Source organism: Nonomuraea sp. NPDC050202 (genome assembly GCF_040656115.1).
Taxonomy (GTDB): domain Bacteria; phylum Actinomycetota; class Actinomycetes; order Streptosporangiales; family Streptosporangiaceae; genus Nonomuraea.
Window position 1 is genome coordinate 298,708 of sequence record NZ_JBFALF010000001.1, and the last position, 14,023, is coordinate 312,730.

The 14,023-nt window shown below is 71.3% G+C and carries 12 protein-coding genes; 7 read left to right on the top strand and 5 right to left on the bottom strand.

The genetic code is table 11. The annotated features are described in order from the left end of the window. The first annotated feature begins 49 nt into the window (after nt 1-49). The 4 genes from AB0I79_RS01570 to AB0I79_RS01585 are packed head-to-tail and all read left to right on the top strand — an operon-like array spanning nt 50 to nt 4,294. Nucleotides 50-706, top strand: a complete 657-nt coding sequence (locus AB0I79_RS01570; RefSeq protein WP_276083084.1) for a heme-copper oxidase subunit III — start codon at nt 50-52, stop codon at nt 704-706. A 14-nt stretch (nt 707-720) separates the two neighbouring features. Beyond that, entirely contained in the window at nt 721-1,530 is an 810-nt protein-coding gene (locus tag AB0I79_RS01575; protein WP_357865770.1) for a c-type cytochrome, read from the top strand. Beyond that, nucleotides 1,527-2,639, top strand: a complete 1,113-nt coding sequence (locus AB0I79_RS01580; RefSeq protein ID WP_357865772.1) for a Rieske 2Fe-2S domain-containing protein — start codon at nt 1,527-1,529, stop codon at nt 2,637-2,639. The genes AB0I79_RS01575 and AB0I79_RS01580 overlap by 4 nt, the downstream gene beginning before the upstream one ends. Next, a complete protein-coding gene (locus AB0I79_RS01585; protein ID WP_357865773.1) occupies nt 2,636-4,294 on the top strand; it encodes a cytochrome bc complex cytochrome b subunit in 1,659 nt (552 codons plus the stop codon). The genes AB0I79_RS01580 and AB0I79_RS01585 overlap by 4 nt, the downstream gene beginning before the upstream one ends. A gap of 374 nt (nt 4,295-4,668) precedes the next feature. Here AB0I79_RS01585 and AB0I79_RS01590 read toward each other — a convergent pair whose 3' ends face one another. Together AB0I79_RS01590 and AB0I79_RS01595 are read right to left on the bottom strand one after the other, a co-directional pair. Then, nucleotides 4,669-4,956, bottom strand: coding sequence for an Lrp/AsnC ligand binding domain-containing protein (locus AB0I79_RS01590; RefSeq protein ID WP_043638385.1), 288 nt, complete (start codon nt 4,954-4,956; stop codon nt 4,669-4,671). Between the two features lie 17 nt (nt 4,957-4,973). After that, a complete protein-coding gene (locus tag AB0I79_RS01595; RefSeq protein WP_357865774.1) occupies nt 4,974-6,698 on the bottom strand; it encodes a DEDD exonuclease domain-containing protein in 1,725 nt (574 codons plus the stop codon). 75 nt (nt 6,699-6,773) lie between these two features. Here AB0I79_RS01595 and AB0I79_RS01600 point away from each other — a divergent pair, with 75 nt between their 5' ends. From AB0I79_RS01600 to AB0I79_RS01610, 3 genes are all read left to right on the top strand, one after another. Next, nucleotides 6,774-8,282, top strand: a complete 1,509-nt coding sequence (locus AB0I79_RS01600; protein ID WP_357865776.1) for a serine/threonine-protein kinase — start codon at nt 6,774-6,776, stop codon at nt 8,280-8,282. Then, nucleotides 8,272-9,762 carry a serine/threonine-protein kinase gene (locus tag AB0I79_RS01605; protein WP_357865777.1) on the top strand — a complete coding sequence of 497 codons (1,491 nt, stop codon included), beginning with the start codon at nt 8,272-8,274 and terminating at the stop codon, nt 9,760-9,762. The genes AB0I79_RS01600 and AB0I79_RS01605 overlap by 11 nt, the downstream gene beginning before the upstream one ends. Before the next feature lie 88 nt (nt 9,763-9,850). After that, nucleotides 9,851-11,419 (top strand): hypothetical protein, encoded by a 1,569-nt coding sequence (locus AB0I79_RS01610; protein WP_357865779.1) that lies wholly within the window; start codon nt 9,851-9,853, stop codon nt 11,417-11,419. Between the two features lie 199 nt (nt 11,420-11,618). Here the strand turns inward: AB0I79_RS01610 and AB0I79_RS01615 are convergent, their stop codons facing one another. Genes AB0I79_RS01615 through AB0I79_RS01625 form a run of 3 tightly spaced genes read right to left on the bottom strand, consistent with a single transcriptional unit; the run spans nt 11,619 to nt 13,914 of the window. Then, nucleotides 11,619-13,202 carry a PH domain-containing protein gene (locus tag AB0I79_RS01615; protein ID WP_357865781.1) on the bottom strand — a complete coding sequence of 528 codons (1,584 nt, stop codon included), beginning with the start codon at nt 13,200-13,202 and terminating at the stop codon, nt 11,619-11,621. Continuing rightward, nucleotides 13,199-13,690, bottom strand: a complete 492-nt coding sequence (locus AB0I79_RS01620; RefSeq protein WP_357865783.1) for a PH domain-containing protein — start codon at nt 13,688-13,690, stop codon at nt 13,199-13,201. The genes AB0I79_RS01615 and AB0I79_RS01620 overlap by 4 nt, the downstream gene beginning before the upstream one ends. Continuing rightward, entirely contained in the window at nt 13,687-13,914 is a 228-nt protein-coding gene (locus AB0I79_RS01625) for a hypothetical protein (protein ID WP_357865785.1), read from the bottom strand. The genes AB0I79_RS01620 and AB0I79_RS01625 overlap by 4 nt, the downstream gene beginning before the upstream one ends. Between the last annotated feature and the right edge of the window lie 109 nt (nt 13,915-14,023).

The following is a 14,023-nucleotide window of genomic DNA, read 5'->3' on the forward strand; positions in this document are numbered from 1 at the left end:
ACCTGCTAACGGGGGGTCGTGCGCCGGACCGACCACCGGAGCCGCAATAATGCTGCCCGTGGCGACAGCATCCGCAATAACTTCGACGACGACAGCACAGTCGTACCGCAGACCGAACCTGGTCAGTGTGGGCACGATCGTCTGGCTGTCCTCTGAGCTCATGTTCTTCGCGGCGCTGTTCGCGATGTACTTCACCATCCGGTCGGTGAGCGAGGGCAAGGGCCTCGAGTGGGGTCCCGCGCTCCTTCCTGCAGGCGCAGAGGCCGCAGAGGGAGTCGCTCACCTGAACATCCCGTTCGCGACGGCCAACACGATCATCCTGGTTCTGTCGAGTGTGACGTGCCAGCTGGGCGTGTGGGCCGCAGAGAAGGGGCAGGTCGGAAAGCTCCGCTTCTGGTACATCGTCAGCTTCCTCATGGGCGCCGTCTTCGTCGCCGGGCAGCTGTACGAGTACATGGAGCTGGCGTCAGAGGGCGCGACCTTGTCCGCTAACGCCTACACCTCGGTGTTCTACCTGACGACGGGCTTCCACGGCCTGCACGTGACCGGTGGCCTGATCGCGTTCCTGTTCATGCTGGGACGCACGTACGCCGCGAAGCGCTTCACGCATGAGCAGGCCACCAGCGCGATCGTCGTGTCCTACTACTGGCACTTCGTAGACGTCGTCTGGATCGGTCTTTTCGCGACCATCTACATCATTCGTTAAGGAACGGGATCTCTGTGACTAGGATCACCGCTTGGCGGCGGCATCCCCTCGCGAGATACGCCGTCCTGATTTTGGCCTTGGCGCTGGTCGGGATGGTATACACCGCCTTTGTCCAGGCGGGTAAGCCTGCCGACGCGGCACTGGCGACAGGCAAGGTCGATGACGTGGCCGAGGGCAGGAGCCTGTTCGAAGCGCACTGCATGAGCTGCCACGGCACCAACGCGCAGGGCACCACGACGGCGCCCACGCTCATCGGCGTCGGCGCCGCGGCCGTCGACTTCCAGATGAGCACCGGCCGCATGCCGGCCGGCGCGCCCGGCCCCCAGGCGCCGCGCAAGCCGCTGCCCGAGTGGGTCGACGAGACGAAGATCCGCCAGATCTCGGCCTACGTCCAGTCGCTCGGCGGTGGCCCGCAGGTGCCCGGCGCCGAGCAGGTCGACCCCAAGCTCGGTGACGCCGGCAAGGGTGGCGAGCTCTTCCGCGCCAACTGCATCCAGTGCCACAACTGGGTCGGCGCCGGTGGTGCGCTGACGCAGGGCAAGTACGCGCCCAACCTCAACGAGGCGACGCCGACGCAGATCTACGAGGCGATGGTCACCGGTCCGCAGGCCATGCCGGTCTTCAACGACACGACGATCACGCCCGAAGAGAAGCGCAGCATGATCGCCTACATCACCCAGGTTCGTGAGCAGAGAGACCCGGGCGGTTTCGCCCTCGGCCGTATTGGCCCGGTCACCGAAGGTCTCGTAGCGTTTGTGGTGGGCATCGCTGCCCTAGCACTCGCCGCCATCTGGATCACCGCGAAGAAGCGACAGAAGTCATGACAGACAACGAGCACGAGATCGAGCAGCCGGATGAGCGCGTGCCCAAGCGCGTCATCGGGACCCCCGCGCCGGGCACCTCGATGCTCGGCACCGCGGAAACGGCAGAGGCCGACCAGGACGTCCCCGGCGTGACGCTGCAGGACCCGGTCAAGGCACGCAAGGCCGAGAAGATCGTGGCGCTCTGCTTCACGATCACGTTCCTCGCGGCCATCGCGTTCATCATCTCCTACGTCTACTTCCAGGTCGGCAGCCCCGAGGCGACGGGCAACTCCAACCTGGCGCTGGGCAGCACCCTCACGATCGCGATCCTGGGTCTGGCGGTCGGCATCGTGATCTGGGTCCGCCAGATCATGCCGAAGTACTCGCTGATCCAGGAGCGCCACACGATGGCCTCCGAGGAGGAGGACCGCGACGTCGTCGCGGACACCTTCCTGCGGGGCGCCAACGAGAGCGGCTTCGTCAAGCACAAGCTGCTGCGCCGCACCCTGCTGCTGGCGGCCGCGCCGCTCGGCCTGGTGCCGCTGGTGCTGCTGCGCGACCTCGACAACAACCGGATGCCGGGCGCGAAGTTCAACGAGCAGCTGCGCCACACGGTGTGGGGCGAGAAGAACAAGGAGGGCAAGCCGCTCAGGCTCGTCGTCGAGGGCACCGGCCAGCCCATCAGGGCGGCCGACTTCAACTCGCCCGGCGGCATCCTGTCGGTCGTCCCCGAGGGGTACGAGCACGACCTGAACGCCCTGGCCAAGGCCACGCTGATCCTGATCAAGTTCCGTCCGGAAGAGATCAAGGGCGGCACCAGGCTGAACTGGACGCACGACGGCATCGTCGCGTACTCCAAGATCTGCACCCACGTGGGCTGCCCCGCCGCCCTCTACGAGCAGAACACCCATCACATCCTCTGCCCGTGCCACCAGTCGACGTTCGACGCCGCCGACGGCGCCAAGGTCATCTTCGGTCCGGCCGCGCGGCCGCTGCCGCAGCTGCCGATCACCGTCGACGCCGAGGGCTACCTCATCGCGCAGGGCGACTTCGACGTGCCCGTCGGCCCCAGCTACTGGGAGCGTGGTGACGCTGAGGCAGCGGTCAGGGAGAAGGGAGGCCAGGCATGAGTGATCTGAAGGCCGTGCCCAAGGCCATCGCCGGACCGTCGAACTTCCTCGACGAGCGCCTCGGCGGTGCCAACGCCCTCAAGCGCAACCTGCGCAAGGTCTTTCCCGACCACTGGTCGTTCCTGCTGGGCGAGATCGCGCTCTACTCCTTCATCATCCTGCTGCTGACCGGTACGTTCCTGACGTTCTGGTTCAAGCCCAGCATGATGGAGGTCGCCTACGACGGCTCGTACGCGCCGCTCAAGGGCGTCATGATGTCCGAGGCCTACGCGTCGTCGCTGGAGATCAGCTTCGATGTCCGGGGTGGTCTGCTCATGCGGCAGATGCACCACTGGGCGGCCCTGCTCTTCGTGGCCGGCATGATGGTGCACGCGCTGCGCGTGTTCTTCACCGGCGCCTACCGCAAGCCGCGCGAGATCAACTGGATCATCGGCGTGCTGCTGCTGACGCTGGCGCTGGCCGAGGGCCTGACCGGCTACTCCCTCCCCGACGACCTGCTCTCCGGAGCCGGTCTGCGGATCACCGAGGGTGTGGCGATCTCGCTGCCGCTGGTGGGCACGTACATCACGTTCTTCCTGTTCGGCGGCGAGTATCCCGGCGAGGCGGTCATCTCCCGGTTCTACTCGCTGCACATCCTGCTCATCCCGGGCATCATCCTGGCGCTGGTCACGGCGCACATGGTGCTCATGTGGGTGCAGAAGCACACGCAGATGCCGGGCAAGGGCCGCGACAACAAGAACGTGGTGGGCGCGCCGTTCTACCCGGCCTTCATGGCCAAGGCGGGCGCGTACTTCCTGTTCACGCTGGGCGTGGTCAGCGGTCTGGCGACGTTCACCCAGATCAACCCGATCTGGCTGTTCGGCCCGTACACGCCGGCGGACGTGTCGGCGGGTTCGCAGCCCGACTTCTACATGGGCTTCCTCGAAGGCGCGCTGCGCATCATGCCGCCGTGGGAGATCAACCTCTTCGGCTCGTCCCACGCGGGCACGCTGCCGCTGAGCGTGATCATCCCGGCGCTGGTGCCGATGGGCATCATCATGACCGGTCTGGCGCTGTACCCGTTCCTGGAACGCTGGGTCACGGGCGACAACCGCGAGCACCACGTGGCCGACCGCCCGCGCAACAACCCGCACCGCACCTCGATCGGCATGGCGGCCATCACGTTCTACGGCGTGCTGTGGCTGCTCGGCGCGAACGACGAGATCGCGGCGAACTTCCACGTGAGCCTGAACCACACGACCTACGCGGGCCGTGTGCTGATCTTCGTCGGGCCGGCCCTGGCCTACCTGATCACCTACCGCATCTGCCTCGGCCTGCAGCGCTCCGACCAGGCGATCATCTCGCACGGTGTGGAGTCCGGCGTGATCAAGCGGCTGCCGCACGGTGAGTTCATCGAGGTCCACACGCCTCCGTCGGAGGACATCGAGGCCCACATGCGCGGCAAGGAGCCGGTGCCGATGCTGCCGGTGGACGAGGACACCTCGGGCATCCCGCCGAAGGGCATGCGCGGGCCGCTCGGCAAGCTGCGCGGGCGCATGTCCAAGGCGTACGGCGGGGAGAAGATCCCCATGGACGACGGGCATGGGCACGAGCACGAGGACGAGCACGCCGCCATCGGCAGCGGTGGGGGCGACGACCGCAGCATCACCCACTGAGCCCTGACGCCACAACCGCACGGGCCCGGACGAGAGAATCTCTCGTCCGGGCCCGTCGGCGTTGGTGCGGGGTTCCGGTGCGCGCACGTGCGCCTGGCATGCCTGGGGTTCGCCTGACGGGGCGTGGCGTATGCGGGTGAACGCGCTGGATCAGCGTGGCGGGCGGCGCGGGGCCCCGGGCCGGCGTGATGCGCGGGCGCGGGGGCGTGGCGTCGCTCAGCGGCCGGTGCCCGTGCCGTGGCACGGCGGCGCGGGCCGTGACGTCGCTCAGCGGCCGCCCGTGCGGTGGCATGGCGGCGCGGGCCGTGGCGTCGTTCGGTGGCCGGGGGTGCGGTGCGCGCCGGTGCGGGACCGGGGTGGTCCCGGAGGGGCGGTCAGTCGGCCTCGGGGAAGCCGATCGAGAAGGCGGCGTCCAGGTCGTGCTTGGAGTAGGCGCGGAAGGCGATGTGCGTCTCCGTGTGCAGCACCCCGGCGACCTTGTTGATCCGCCCCGGCACGACCTCGGCGATCTCCTCGTACGCCGCGACCCTGACCATGGCCAGCAGGTCGTACTCGCCGGTGATGGAGTAGACCTCGCTGACCCCCTCGATCTCGGCGATCGTCTGGGCGACCTCCGGGATCCGGTCTACCTCTGCATTGATGTGGACGATAGCCGTGACCATGTATCAACTCTATCGTTTCACCTCAAAGGTCGCCCCTCCCGAGGGCGGCGTTGGTCGAGATGCCGGTAAGCGAGGTCAATGCGGGCCTTGTGTCGCCCGGCGCCGAAGGCGGGCAGGCTCCACTCGCCGTCCACCTCCACCAGCCGCACCCCGGGCGACTCCAGCCAGCGCAGGATGCACTCCGTCTCCTCCGCGCTGGCCGCGTGCACGGGCCCCGGCCCTGGGATCACGACCTCGGCGGTGGCCTTGAGCGAGGCGACGAAGGGGGTCGGATGGGTGCCCTTCGCCATGACCCCGGCGGCGGCGAGCCGGCCGTAGCGGACCACGTGGATGTCCCACCCGCCGCCGAAGGCCGGGCTGGCGGCCACGAGCTGCGGGATGCGGGTGATGGCGCTGAGCCGCTGCATGCGGGCCGCCGCGCGGACGAACGCGGCCAGCCGGTCACGATCGACCGACGCCTCCTCGTAGCGCTGCTCGACCGACAGCCGCTCCATGCGGGCCGACACCGCGCTGAAGACGGAGGAGGCGTCGAGGGTCATGGCGCGGCGGGCGTTCTCGACGTGCACGGCGTACTCCTCGGGGCTCTCCCTGCCTTCGCAGGGGGCGCCGCAGCGGCCCATCTCGTGCAGCACGCACGCCGCCCGCCGGGTGCGCAGCGTGACCGGCTGGGTGCACTGGCGCAGCGGGACGGCCTCGTGCAGGGCGATGCGGGCGTCGTCGGCCAGGCGGGTGCTGGTGAAGGGGCCGAGGTAGGTGGCGCCGTCGTCCTTGAGGTCGCGGACGATCGACAGCCGCGGGAAGACGTCGGTGGTGAGCTTGAGCCACACCATCTTCTCCGGGAAGCGGGAGCGGCGGTTGTAGCGGGGCTTGGCGCCGCCGATGAGGCGCAGCTCGCGTACCTCCGCCTCCAGCGCGGTCGAGCAGACGATGTGCCGCACCCGCTCGGCGATGCCGATCATCTCGCGGATGCGGGGCCGGGTCTCGCCGGCGGTGAAGTAGGAGCGCACGCGGTTGCGCAGGTTGGTGCTCTTGCCGATGTAGAGGACCTCGCCGCGCTCGTCCTCGAACAGGTAGACGCCGGGCGCGTGCGGCACCGACTCGGCCAGGTGGCGCTTGCGCTGCTGCTCGGGCGTGGGGGCGCGGACGAACGACTTGAGCTCCTCCAGCGTGTGCACCTGGAAGGAACCGGCCCGCTCGATCAGCCCGTGGAGCACGTCCACGGTCGCCCTGGCGTCCTGCAAGGCGCGGTGGCACGGCTCGACGGGGCTGCGGAAGAACCGCGCGAGCGTGGCCAGCTTGGCGTTGGGGGTCTCGTCGCGGGTCAGCACCCGCCTGGCCAGGTCGACGGTGTCGACGACCGGGTTGGCCGGCGGGGGATAGCCGAGCGTGGCGCAGGCGGCCTTGATGAAGCGGGTGTCGAACCCCGCGTTGTGCGCCACCAGCGTCGACCCGCGGATGAACTCCAGGAAGCTCGGCAGCACCGAGTCGATCTTGGGGGCGGCCGTCACCATGGCGTCGGTGATGCCGGTCAGCACGGAGATGAACGGCGGTATCGGCCCTCCGGGATCGACCAGCGTCGAGAACTCGCCGAGCACCTCGCCCGCCCGCACCTTGACCGCCCCGATCTCGGTGATGGCGTCCTCGGCGGGCGCGCCGCCGGTCGTCTCGAGGTCGAACACGACGAACGTGACTTCGCTCAGCGGCGTGCCGAGCTCGTCGAGAGTGCCTTGAACCGGATCCACGAACCAAGACCATAGAGAGCCGGACCGACAGGAACGAGTAAGCACCCCTCTTGATCCTTAGTTACCCTTCCCTTTATGTCCGCGGGAAGACTTGCCGGCCGTTACTCCTTGCTGCACCCGCTGGGCGCGGGCGGCATGGGGAAAGTGTGGCTGGCCAGGGACGAGATGCTTGATCGCGACGTCGCGGTCAAGGAGCTCACGCTGCCCGAGGGCATGTCCGACAAGGAGCGCCACGACCTCGTGACCAGGGCGGTGCGCGAGGCGCAGGCCATGGCGCGGCTGCGTCACCCCGGCATCGTGGCGCTGCACGACGTGGTCGTCGAGCAGGAGCGGCCGTGGCTGGTCATGGAGCTGCTGCGCGGCCGCACGCTGGCCGAGACCGTGCGCGAGTTCGGCCCCATGCCGCCCGACTACGCCGCCAGGGTCGGCGCCGACGTGCTCGAGGCGCTGATGGTCGCGCACGCCCAGGGCATGCAGCACCGCGACGTCAAGCCGGGCAACGTGTTCCTGACCGACAGCGGCCGGGTGGTGCTCACCGACTTCGGCATCGCCAGGCAGGAGGGCCAGGCCACGCTCACCGAGCAGGGCCTGATGATCGGCTCGCCCGGGTTCATCGCGCCGGAGCGGCTGGAGGGCGAGCCCGGCGGGCCCGCCGCGGACCTGTGGTCGCTCGGCGCCACGCTGCACGTCGCGCTGACGGGCGCGCCCGCCTACGAGGGCTCGGCCGCCCAGCGCATCCGCGCCACGCTGACGCAGCCGGTGCCCGCCATGCACGGCCCGCTCGGGCCGGTGGTGACCGCCATGATGGCCTACCAGCCGGCCGCCCGGCCCGACCCGCGCGTGGTCGTGGAGGCGCTGCGGCAGGTGGCGGCGGGCGGCCCGGCGCCGCGGCTTCCCGTCACCGCCGAGGTGACGGCGCCGCACGCGGCGGGGCGGCGCGGCCGGGCGGCGCTCTGGATCGCCGCCGCGGCGGCGGTGGTGGTGCTCGCGGGGGCGGGCGCGACCGGGTTCGTGCTGATGAACCGCGACGGCGGGGGCGGCACGGGCGCGTTCACCGTGCCGATGGACGTCTGCACGCTCATCGACCAGCAGGAGGTCGGCAGGCTGCTGCTCACGCAGCGGCCGCCCGCGGGCCGGCCGGACTCCGACGAGGTCGGCCCCAAGTGCGGCTGGCCGCTGACCGGCACCGGCGTGGGCCTGCAGGTGCAGAAGGACTCCGACACCGTCGACCCCTGGTCCATGACCGAGGCCTCGGCCCGCAAGCTCTTCCAGAACCAGCAGCGCTACTGGAACAAGTACGACTCCGTCGACTGGAGCTGGCCGGAGATCGGCGTGAAGCAGGCCATGAGGGCGGCGCGCACGCCGGTGCGCCAGGTCACCGGCATCGGCGAGGAGGCGTTCGGCTTCGAGCTGAAGGGCCCCACCGGCCGCATGATCTCGGCCCACGTCTACTACCGGCTGGCCAACCTGGTGGTGAGCGTCGAGTACACCACTCTCAGCGACAAGCCGACCGACGAGGACATCAAGCAGGCGGCCCTGAAAGCCGCGCAGGCGAGCGAGCGGGCGTTGCGCGATGCCGGGTGACCTCTACCTGCTGGCGGGCCGCTACCGGCTGATCGAGCGGCTCGGGCAGGGCGGCGCCGGCACGGTGTGGCGGGCGATCGACGAGATGCTCGACCGGCAGGTGGCGGTCAAGCAGGTGCGGGTGCCCGAGGGGTTGGGCCCGCGGGAGCGGGCGGAGTTCGCCGACCGGGCCATCCACGAGGCCAGGTCGGCGGGGCGGCTGCGCGACCCGGCGATCGTGCTCGTGCACGACGTGGTCCTCGAGGGCGACCAGCCGTGGATCATCATGGACCTGACCACCGGCCGCTCGCTCGACAAGGTGATCAAGGAGCGGGGGCCGCTGCCGCCGGCCTTCGTGGCCGCGGTCGGGCTGCGCGTGCTGTCGGCGCTGGAGGTCGCGCACGCGCACGGCATGCTGCACCAGGACGTCAAGCCCGCCAACATCCTGCTCGACGCCGACGGCTCGGCGATGCTCACCGACTTCGGCATCGCCGCGCCGATGGGCGGCAGGGGCGACATGTTCGGCAGCGCCGGCTCGCCCGGCTACATGGCTCCCGAGCGGCTGAACGAGCAGCCGTCCGGCCCGTCCGCCGACCTGTGGTCGCTGGGCGCGAGCCTGTACACCGCCGTGGAGGGCCGCGGGCCGTTCGAGCGGGCGCTGCCCGCCGCCGTCGCGGCGGCGGTGCTGCTGCACGAGCCGCCGTTCCCGGCCAGGGCCGGGCACGAGCTGGGCGGCCTGCTCATGGCCATGCTGGCCAAGGACCCCGCCGTCCGCCCCACGGCGGACCAGGTCCGCCAGGTGCTGAACCGGCTGACGGCCCCGAGCACGGCCCCCAGCATGGCTCCCCGCCATCGCCACAGGCGCGCCCGCAGGTGGTGGCCGGTGCCGGTCGCGCTCGCCGCCGTCGTGGCGCTGGGCGCGGGCGGCTGGTACGCCGCCGCCGCGCTCAGCGAGCAGGAGACCGGCCGGTACGTCACGGCGCCCGACCCGTGCACCCTGCTCACCGACGCCGAGGCCGCCCGGCTCGTCAAGGGCGCCCCGAAACGCAGCCTGACCAGGCCGGGCGAGTGCCAGTGGCTCATCCGCGAGGGCACGGCCCCCGCCCGCAGCCTCGTCGTACGCGTCTGGGCCGAGCAGCCCACCCGCGACCTCGGCGGCCCCCAGGTGGCGCAGCGCCGCTTCGCCAGCGAGAAGAGCACCCGCGCCGCCGCCGAGGGCATGGGCCAGCGGCAGGCGTACGGAGCGGTCAGGGACGTCACCGGCGTGGGCGAGGCGGCGATCGTCCAGAACGGCTTCAGGTTCTACATCAACTCCACCGAGAGCGGCACCGCCGGCAGCATCCTGCTCTTCCGCACGAGCAACCTGCTGGGCGAGGTGGTCTGGCACCGCGAGGACGTGTCGGCCGGCGCCTCACCGCGCAAGGAGGCGGCCGACGCGATGGCGGACCCGGAGACGGCCATCGCCGCCGCGCGGCTGATCTCGGCGGCGCTGGCCAAATGAGACATAGCGAGCAAACACGCTGCAAGCGCCTTGCAAGAGGCGTGACTACTATGTCTCCGCGCAAGTCAGGGCAACCCCAGGAGTCCCCGTGAACCCCGGTAGCGAGTTCCAGCCGCCCAGCACCCCTCATCAGGGGCCAGGCAGGCACTACCAGCCACCGGGCCCGCCGCCCATGCCGCCCATGCCTTCCATGCCGCCGGGCATGCCGCCGCCCATGCCGCCCATGCCGCCCATGCCGCAGCCCCCACCGCCCCCGCGGCGTCCGGCCTGGCTCCTGCCCACCCTCGCCGCCGCGCTCGTCGTGCTGGTCGCGGCGGGCGGAGTGGGGGCCTACTTCCTGTACGGCAAGGTCTCCGGCGGCGCGGCCCCCTCCGCCACAGGCTCCTCCTCGCCCGCCAAGCAGCCCGCGGCCGCCGTGACGGCTCCCGACGTGTGCGCCATGCTGCCCGAGGAGGAGGCCGAGCGGCTGGTGCCCGGCGCGACCGTGGCCAAGGCGTCCCGCGACGGCGACTACACGGTGAACTTCGGCTGCAACTGGATCAACCAGCGCATCTCGTTCGGCGAGTTCTGGCGCAGCCGGGAGATCGACGTCAAGATCGAGCAGCACAAGGGCGAGGGCGCCAAGACGGGCCGGGCGATGGCGCAGACCTCGTACGAGATGGAGTACCGCGGCGGCAAGTACGGCGAGACCGCCAAGCCGTCGCTCGATCCCGGCGAGAAGGAGTACGTCTCCCCGGTCAAGGACATCACGGGCGTCGGCGACGCCGCGTTCGCCCAGTACACCTGGCGCCGCGACGGCGAGCTGCTCTGGTACGCCTACGGCACCGCGCACGCCCGCGTCGGCGACATGACGATCGAGGTCAAGTTCCAGGCGGGCCAGCAGCGCAAGGACGCGCAGGTCCTGAGCAACGAGAGCACGCAGGCGGTCACGGAGGAGAACGCCATCCGCGAGGTGAGCGGGCTCGTCGGGCACTTCGCCAAGGGGGCGGCGGCCTGGCAGGCGCAGCACCCCGGGGTGCTGGCCAAGGCCGAGCCGTCGGCGGCGGCCACCGTCTCGCCGACCGTCACCGCGACGCCCTCGCCCACCGTGCTGGCCTCCTTCCCCGCGGACTGCCAGGCCGTGACGGAGACGGCCACCCGGCTCGTGCCCGAGCCGACGACCCGCGCGCGCGGCACCGCGGTCGGCGACGACAATCAGACCGAGTGCCGGTGGCTCAACCGGGAGCTGTCCGGCGGCCCCGGCGTCGCGAAGATCCGTAGCGCGCTGATCACCGTGCACCGGTTCACGAACCGGGCGGGGGCGGCGGACGAGCTCGCGGCCAAGGCGTACTACTCCGGCCAGTACGGCCGGGCCAGGACCACGGCCGAGTCCTCGATCGGCGGCATCACCTGGGGCGCGCTGACCGGCGTCAAGGGCCTGGGCGACCAGGCGTACCAGCAGTTCGTGCAGAGCAGGAGCGGGGAGGTCTCGGCCTCCAGCGGCTCGGTGATCATCCGCCGGGGCTCGGTCGTGGTCGCCGTCGACTACTCAGGTCACCAGCGGCCCGAGGGCGAGGCGACCAACTCGCCCAAGGTGAAGTTCATGCCCGAGAAGGAGGCGATGGCCGGCGCGCTCACCCTGGCCAGGGCCTACCTGGAGAAGGCGGCCGGCAACTGACGGAGCGGGGCGCTCCGGCCGCTGCCCGCGCGGCCGGTCGCGGCTTTCGTGACTCTGACTCATGATCTGCGGCAACGGTTAATGCGGCTGCAACCCGGTTGCAAGCGGGACAAATACGGTTATGTCTGCAAGCACCTGAGCCGCGCGATCACGTTTGTCCAGTACAGGGGCATGGGCAAACCGTGGGGGATCTCGCGGCTCATTGCTTGTCCCGGGACAGGAAGGGCTCGAGCAGCCCAGGAACGGCCTGCGCGGCCAGGTCGAGACCGTCGCCGCGGCCCACGTCCACCACGTCGTAGTGACCCCGGCCCGCCCCCGTCGTCGCCGAGACCGTCAGCAGGCCGGAGCGCCGCTGGAAGAACGACTCGGTGAAGGTCCAGCCCGCGATGCCCTTGCGGTCGAGCGCGACCGTGCGCCGCACCACGGCGCCTGTCCTGGTGACCAGATGCCGGGGGCTCAGCGCGTGCCCGAGGCTCGCGGCGCTCGCCACGGCGTGCCACAGCCCGTACGTCAGCACCGCCACCGGCAACAGCCACACCCAGCCGCCCAGCCAGGTGCTCACCCAGCCGCTCACCCGGGGCCACGGCACCGCCACGCCCGTGCCGGTGAGCAGCGCCGTGGCCAGCCCGGTGACCAGCGCCGCCGTCACCGCCCGTACCAGCCGCCTGCGCCTGGCCGCGGCGGGGTGCGCCGCCAGCGCGGGCACGCCGGCGCCGATGATCGCGGCGGCGACCCGCACCGCCAGGGCGCGCGGCATCGGCGGGGTGAGCGCGGCGGCGTCCTCGGTCTCGTTGTCGGCGCTCTTGCCCAGCCCGGTGGCGACGGACCTGAGCCGGGCCGCGCCGGCCAGCCGCAGCAGCAGCGGCTCGCCGATCTCCACCCCGCGCAGCCTGCGCTCCTCCAGCGTCAGCGACCGGCTGGTCAGCAGGCCCCTGCGCAGCCTGAGCCGGCCCGGCTCGCGTTCCAGCCGGTAGCGGGCCCACGACTCGGCGAACAGCAGCACCGCGCCCAGCACGCCCACCAGCACGTTCGCCGCGACCACCAGCGGGACGGCCAGCAGCGGCTGGGCCACCAGCCACTCCCACAGGCCCGTCGCGAGACGGGTGGTGAACCTCTTGAGCCCGAACGAGTCGAGCGCCTTGTACAGCGCCCCGAGCACCACGGCCGCGCCCGTGAACGTCCACACCGACAGCGGCGCGTACCTGATCCACGACCAGCTCAGCTCCGCCAGCGGCCCCTCGCCCGCAGCGGCCTCCTGGCCCTGGTGCAGCAGGGTGCGGCGCAGAGCCTCGGCGTCGTGCCTGCTCAGCGGGTCGAGCTTGACCTCCGAGCCGTCCTCCGCGCGCTCTCCGGTGCCCACCTTGACCACGGTCAGGCCGAACATCCGGTTCACCGGGTCGGCGCGCAGGTCGACGCTGCGTACCCGGTCGCGCGGGATCGCGCGGTGCTGGCGGACCGTGATGCCGGAGCGCAGCTCCAGCCGCTCGGGGGTGAGCCGCCAGCGGGTGGTGCGCAGCCTGAGCACGTCGTAGGCGACGACGCCCGCGACGATCAGCACCGCCGCGCCCGCGCAGACCGCCACGATGCCGCCCACCGGCCAGTCGCGGCCCGCCAGCAGGCGCACCAGCCCCGCGGTGGCGCCCGCCACGATGGCCAGCGACTTGACCGCCGACGCCCACAGGCTCCGCCGCGCCAGCCCCTGCCACCCGCCGTCAACGGGAGCGTTTCCCGGGGTCGTGCCGTGCCGTTCCGCCGCGGCCGGGGAGGTGTCGTACGGGCTCACGTCGCGTCCCCCTGGGTGGCCTGGGTGATGGCGGTCAGGCGCTCGGCCAGCTCGGCCGCCACCTCGTGATCCAGGGCCTCGATCTTGACGGCCCCGGCCGACGACGCGGTGGTCACCGTGACGTCCGCCAGCCCGAACAGTCGCTGCACCGGCCCCCGCGCGGTGTCGACCCGCTGGATCCGCGACATCGGCGCCACCTGCCAGGTGTGCGTCAGCCACCCCTTGCGCGTGTAGACCGCCTGGTCGGTGACCTCCCACCGCTCCACCCGGTACGAGGCCCGCGGCGCCACCACCGCCAGCGCCAGGCAGCCCGCCGCGAACGCCCCCACGACCGCGCCCAGCCACACCGGCCGCTCCGTGAACCACCAGTACGCCGCCACGGACGCCCCCGCCACCGGCACCATGAGGATCAGCCACTGCACCGTCCACCACGCCACCGCCCGCGGATCGACCTGATGGCGCGGCGGCCGCAGCCGGGTCGCGCTCACTGCCCGGCCTCCGTTCCGTCCATGGACTCGGCGACGGCCAGCAGCGCGAACCCGAGCACCCCCATCACGATCGCCGCGAACACCTCGTATCCCTCCAGCAGTGGCAGCAGATTGACCACGAGCAGGTCGTGGGCCCACCGCCACCATCCGAGCAGGCCGTTCACCAGGCCGCCCACCCCTTGCAGGATCAGCAGCCAGCCGAACACCTTCAACACCGCTTGCATGCCGTCAAGCCTCGCCCGGCCACCCGGCCGCCCGCGTCGGTCGTTGGTCTCGGCAGGCACCGACTTTGGTCGCTGTCGCCGTACCCGCGGAAGGGCCTAACCTCGATGA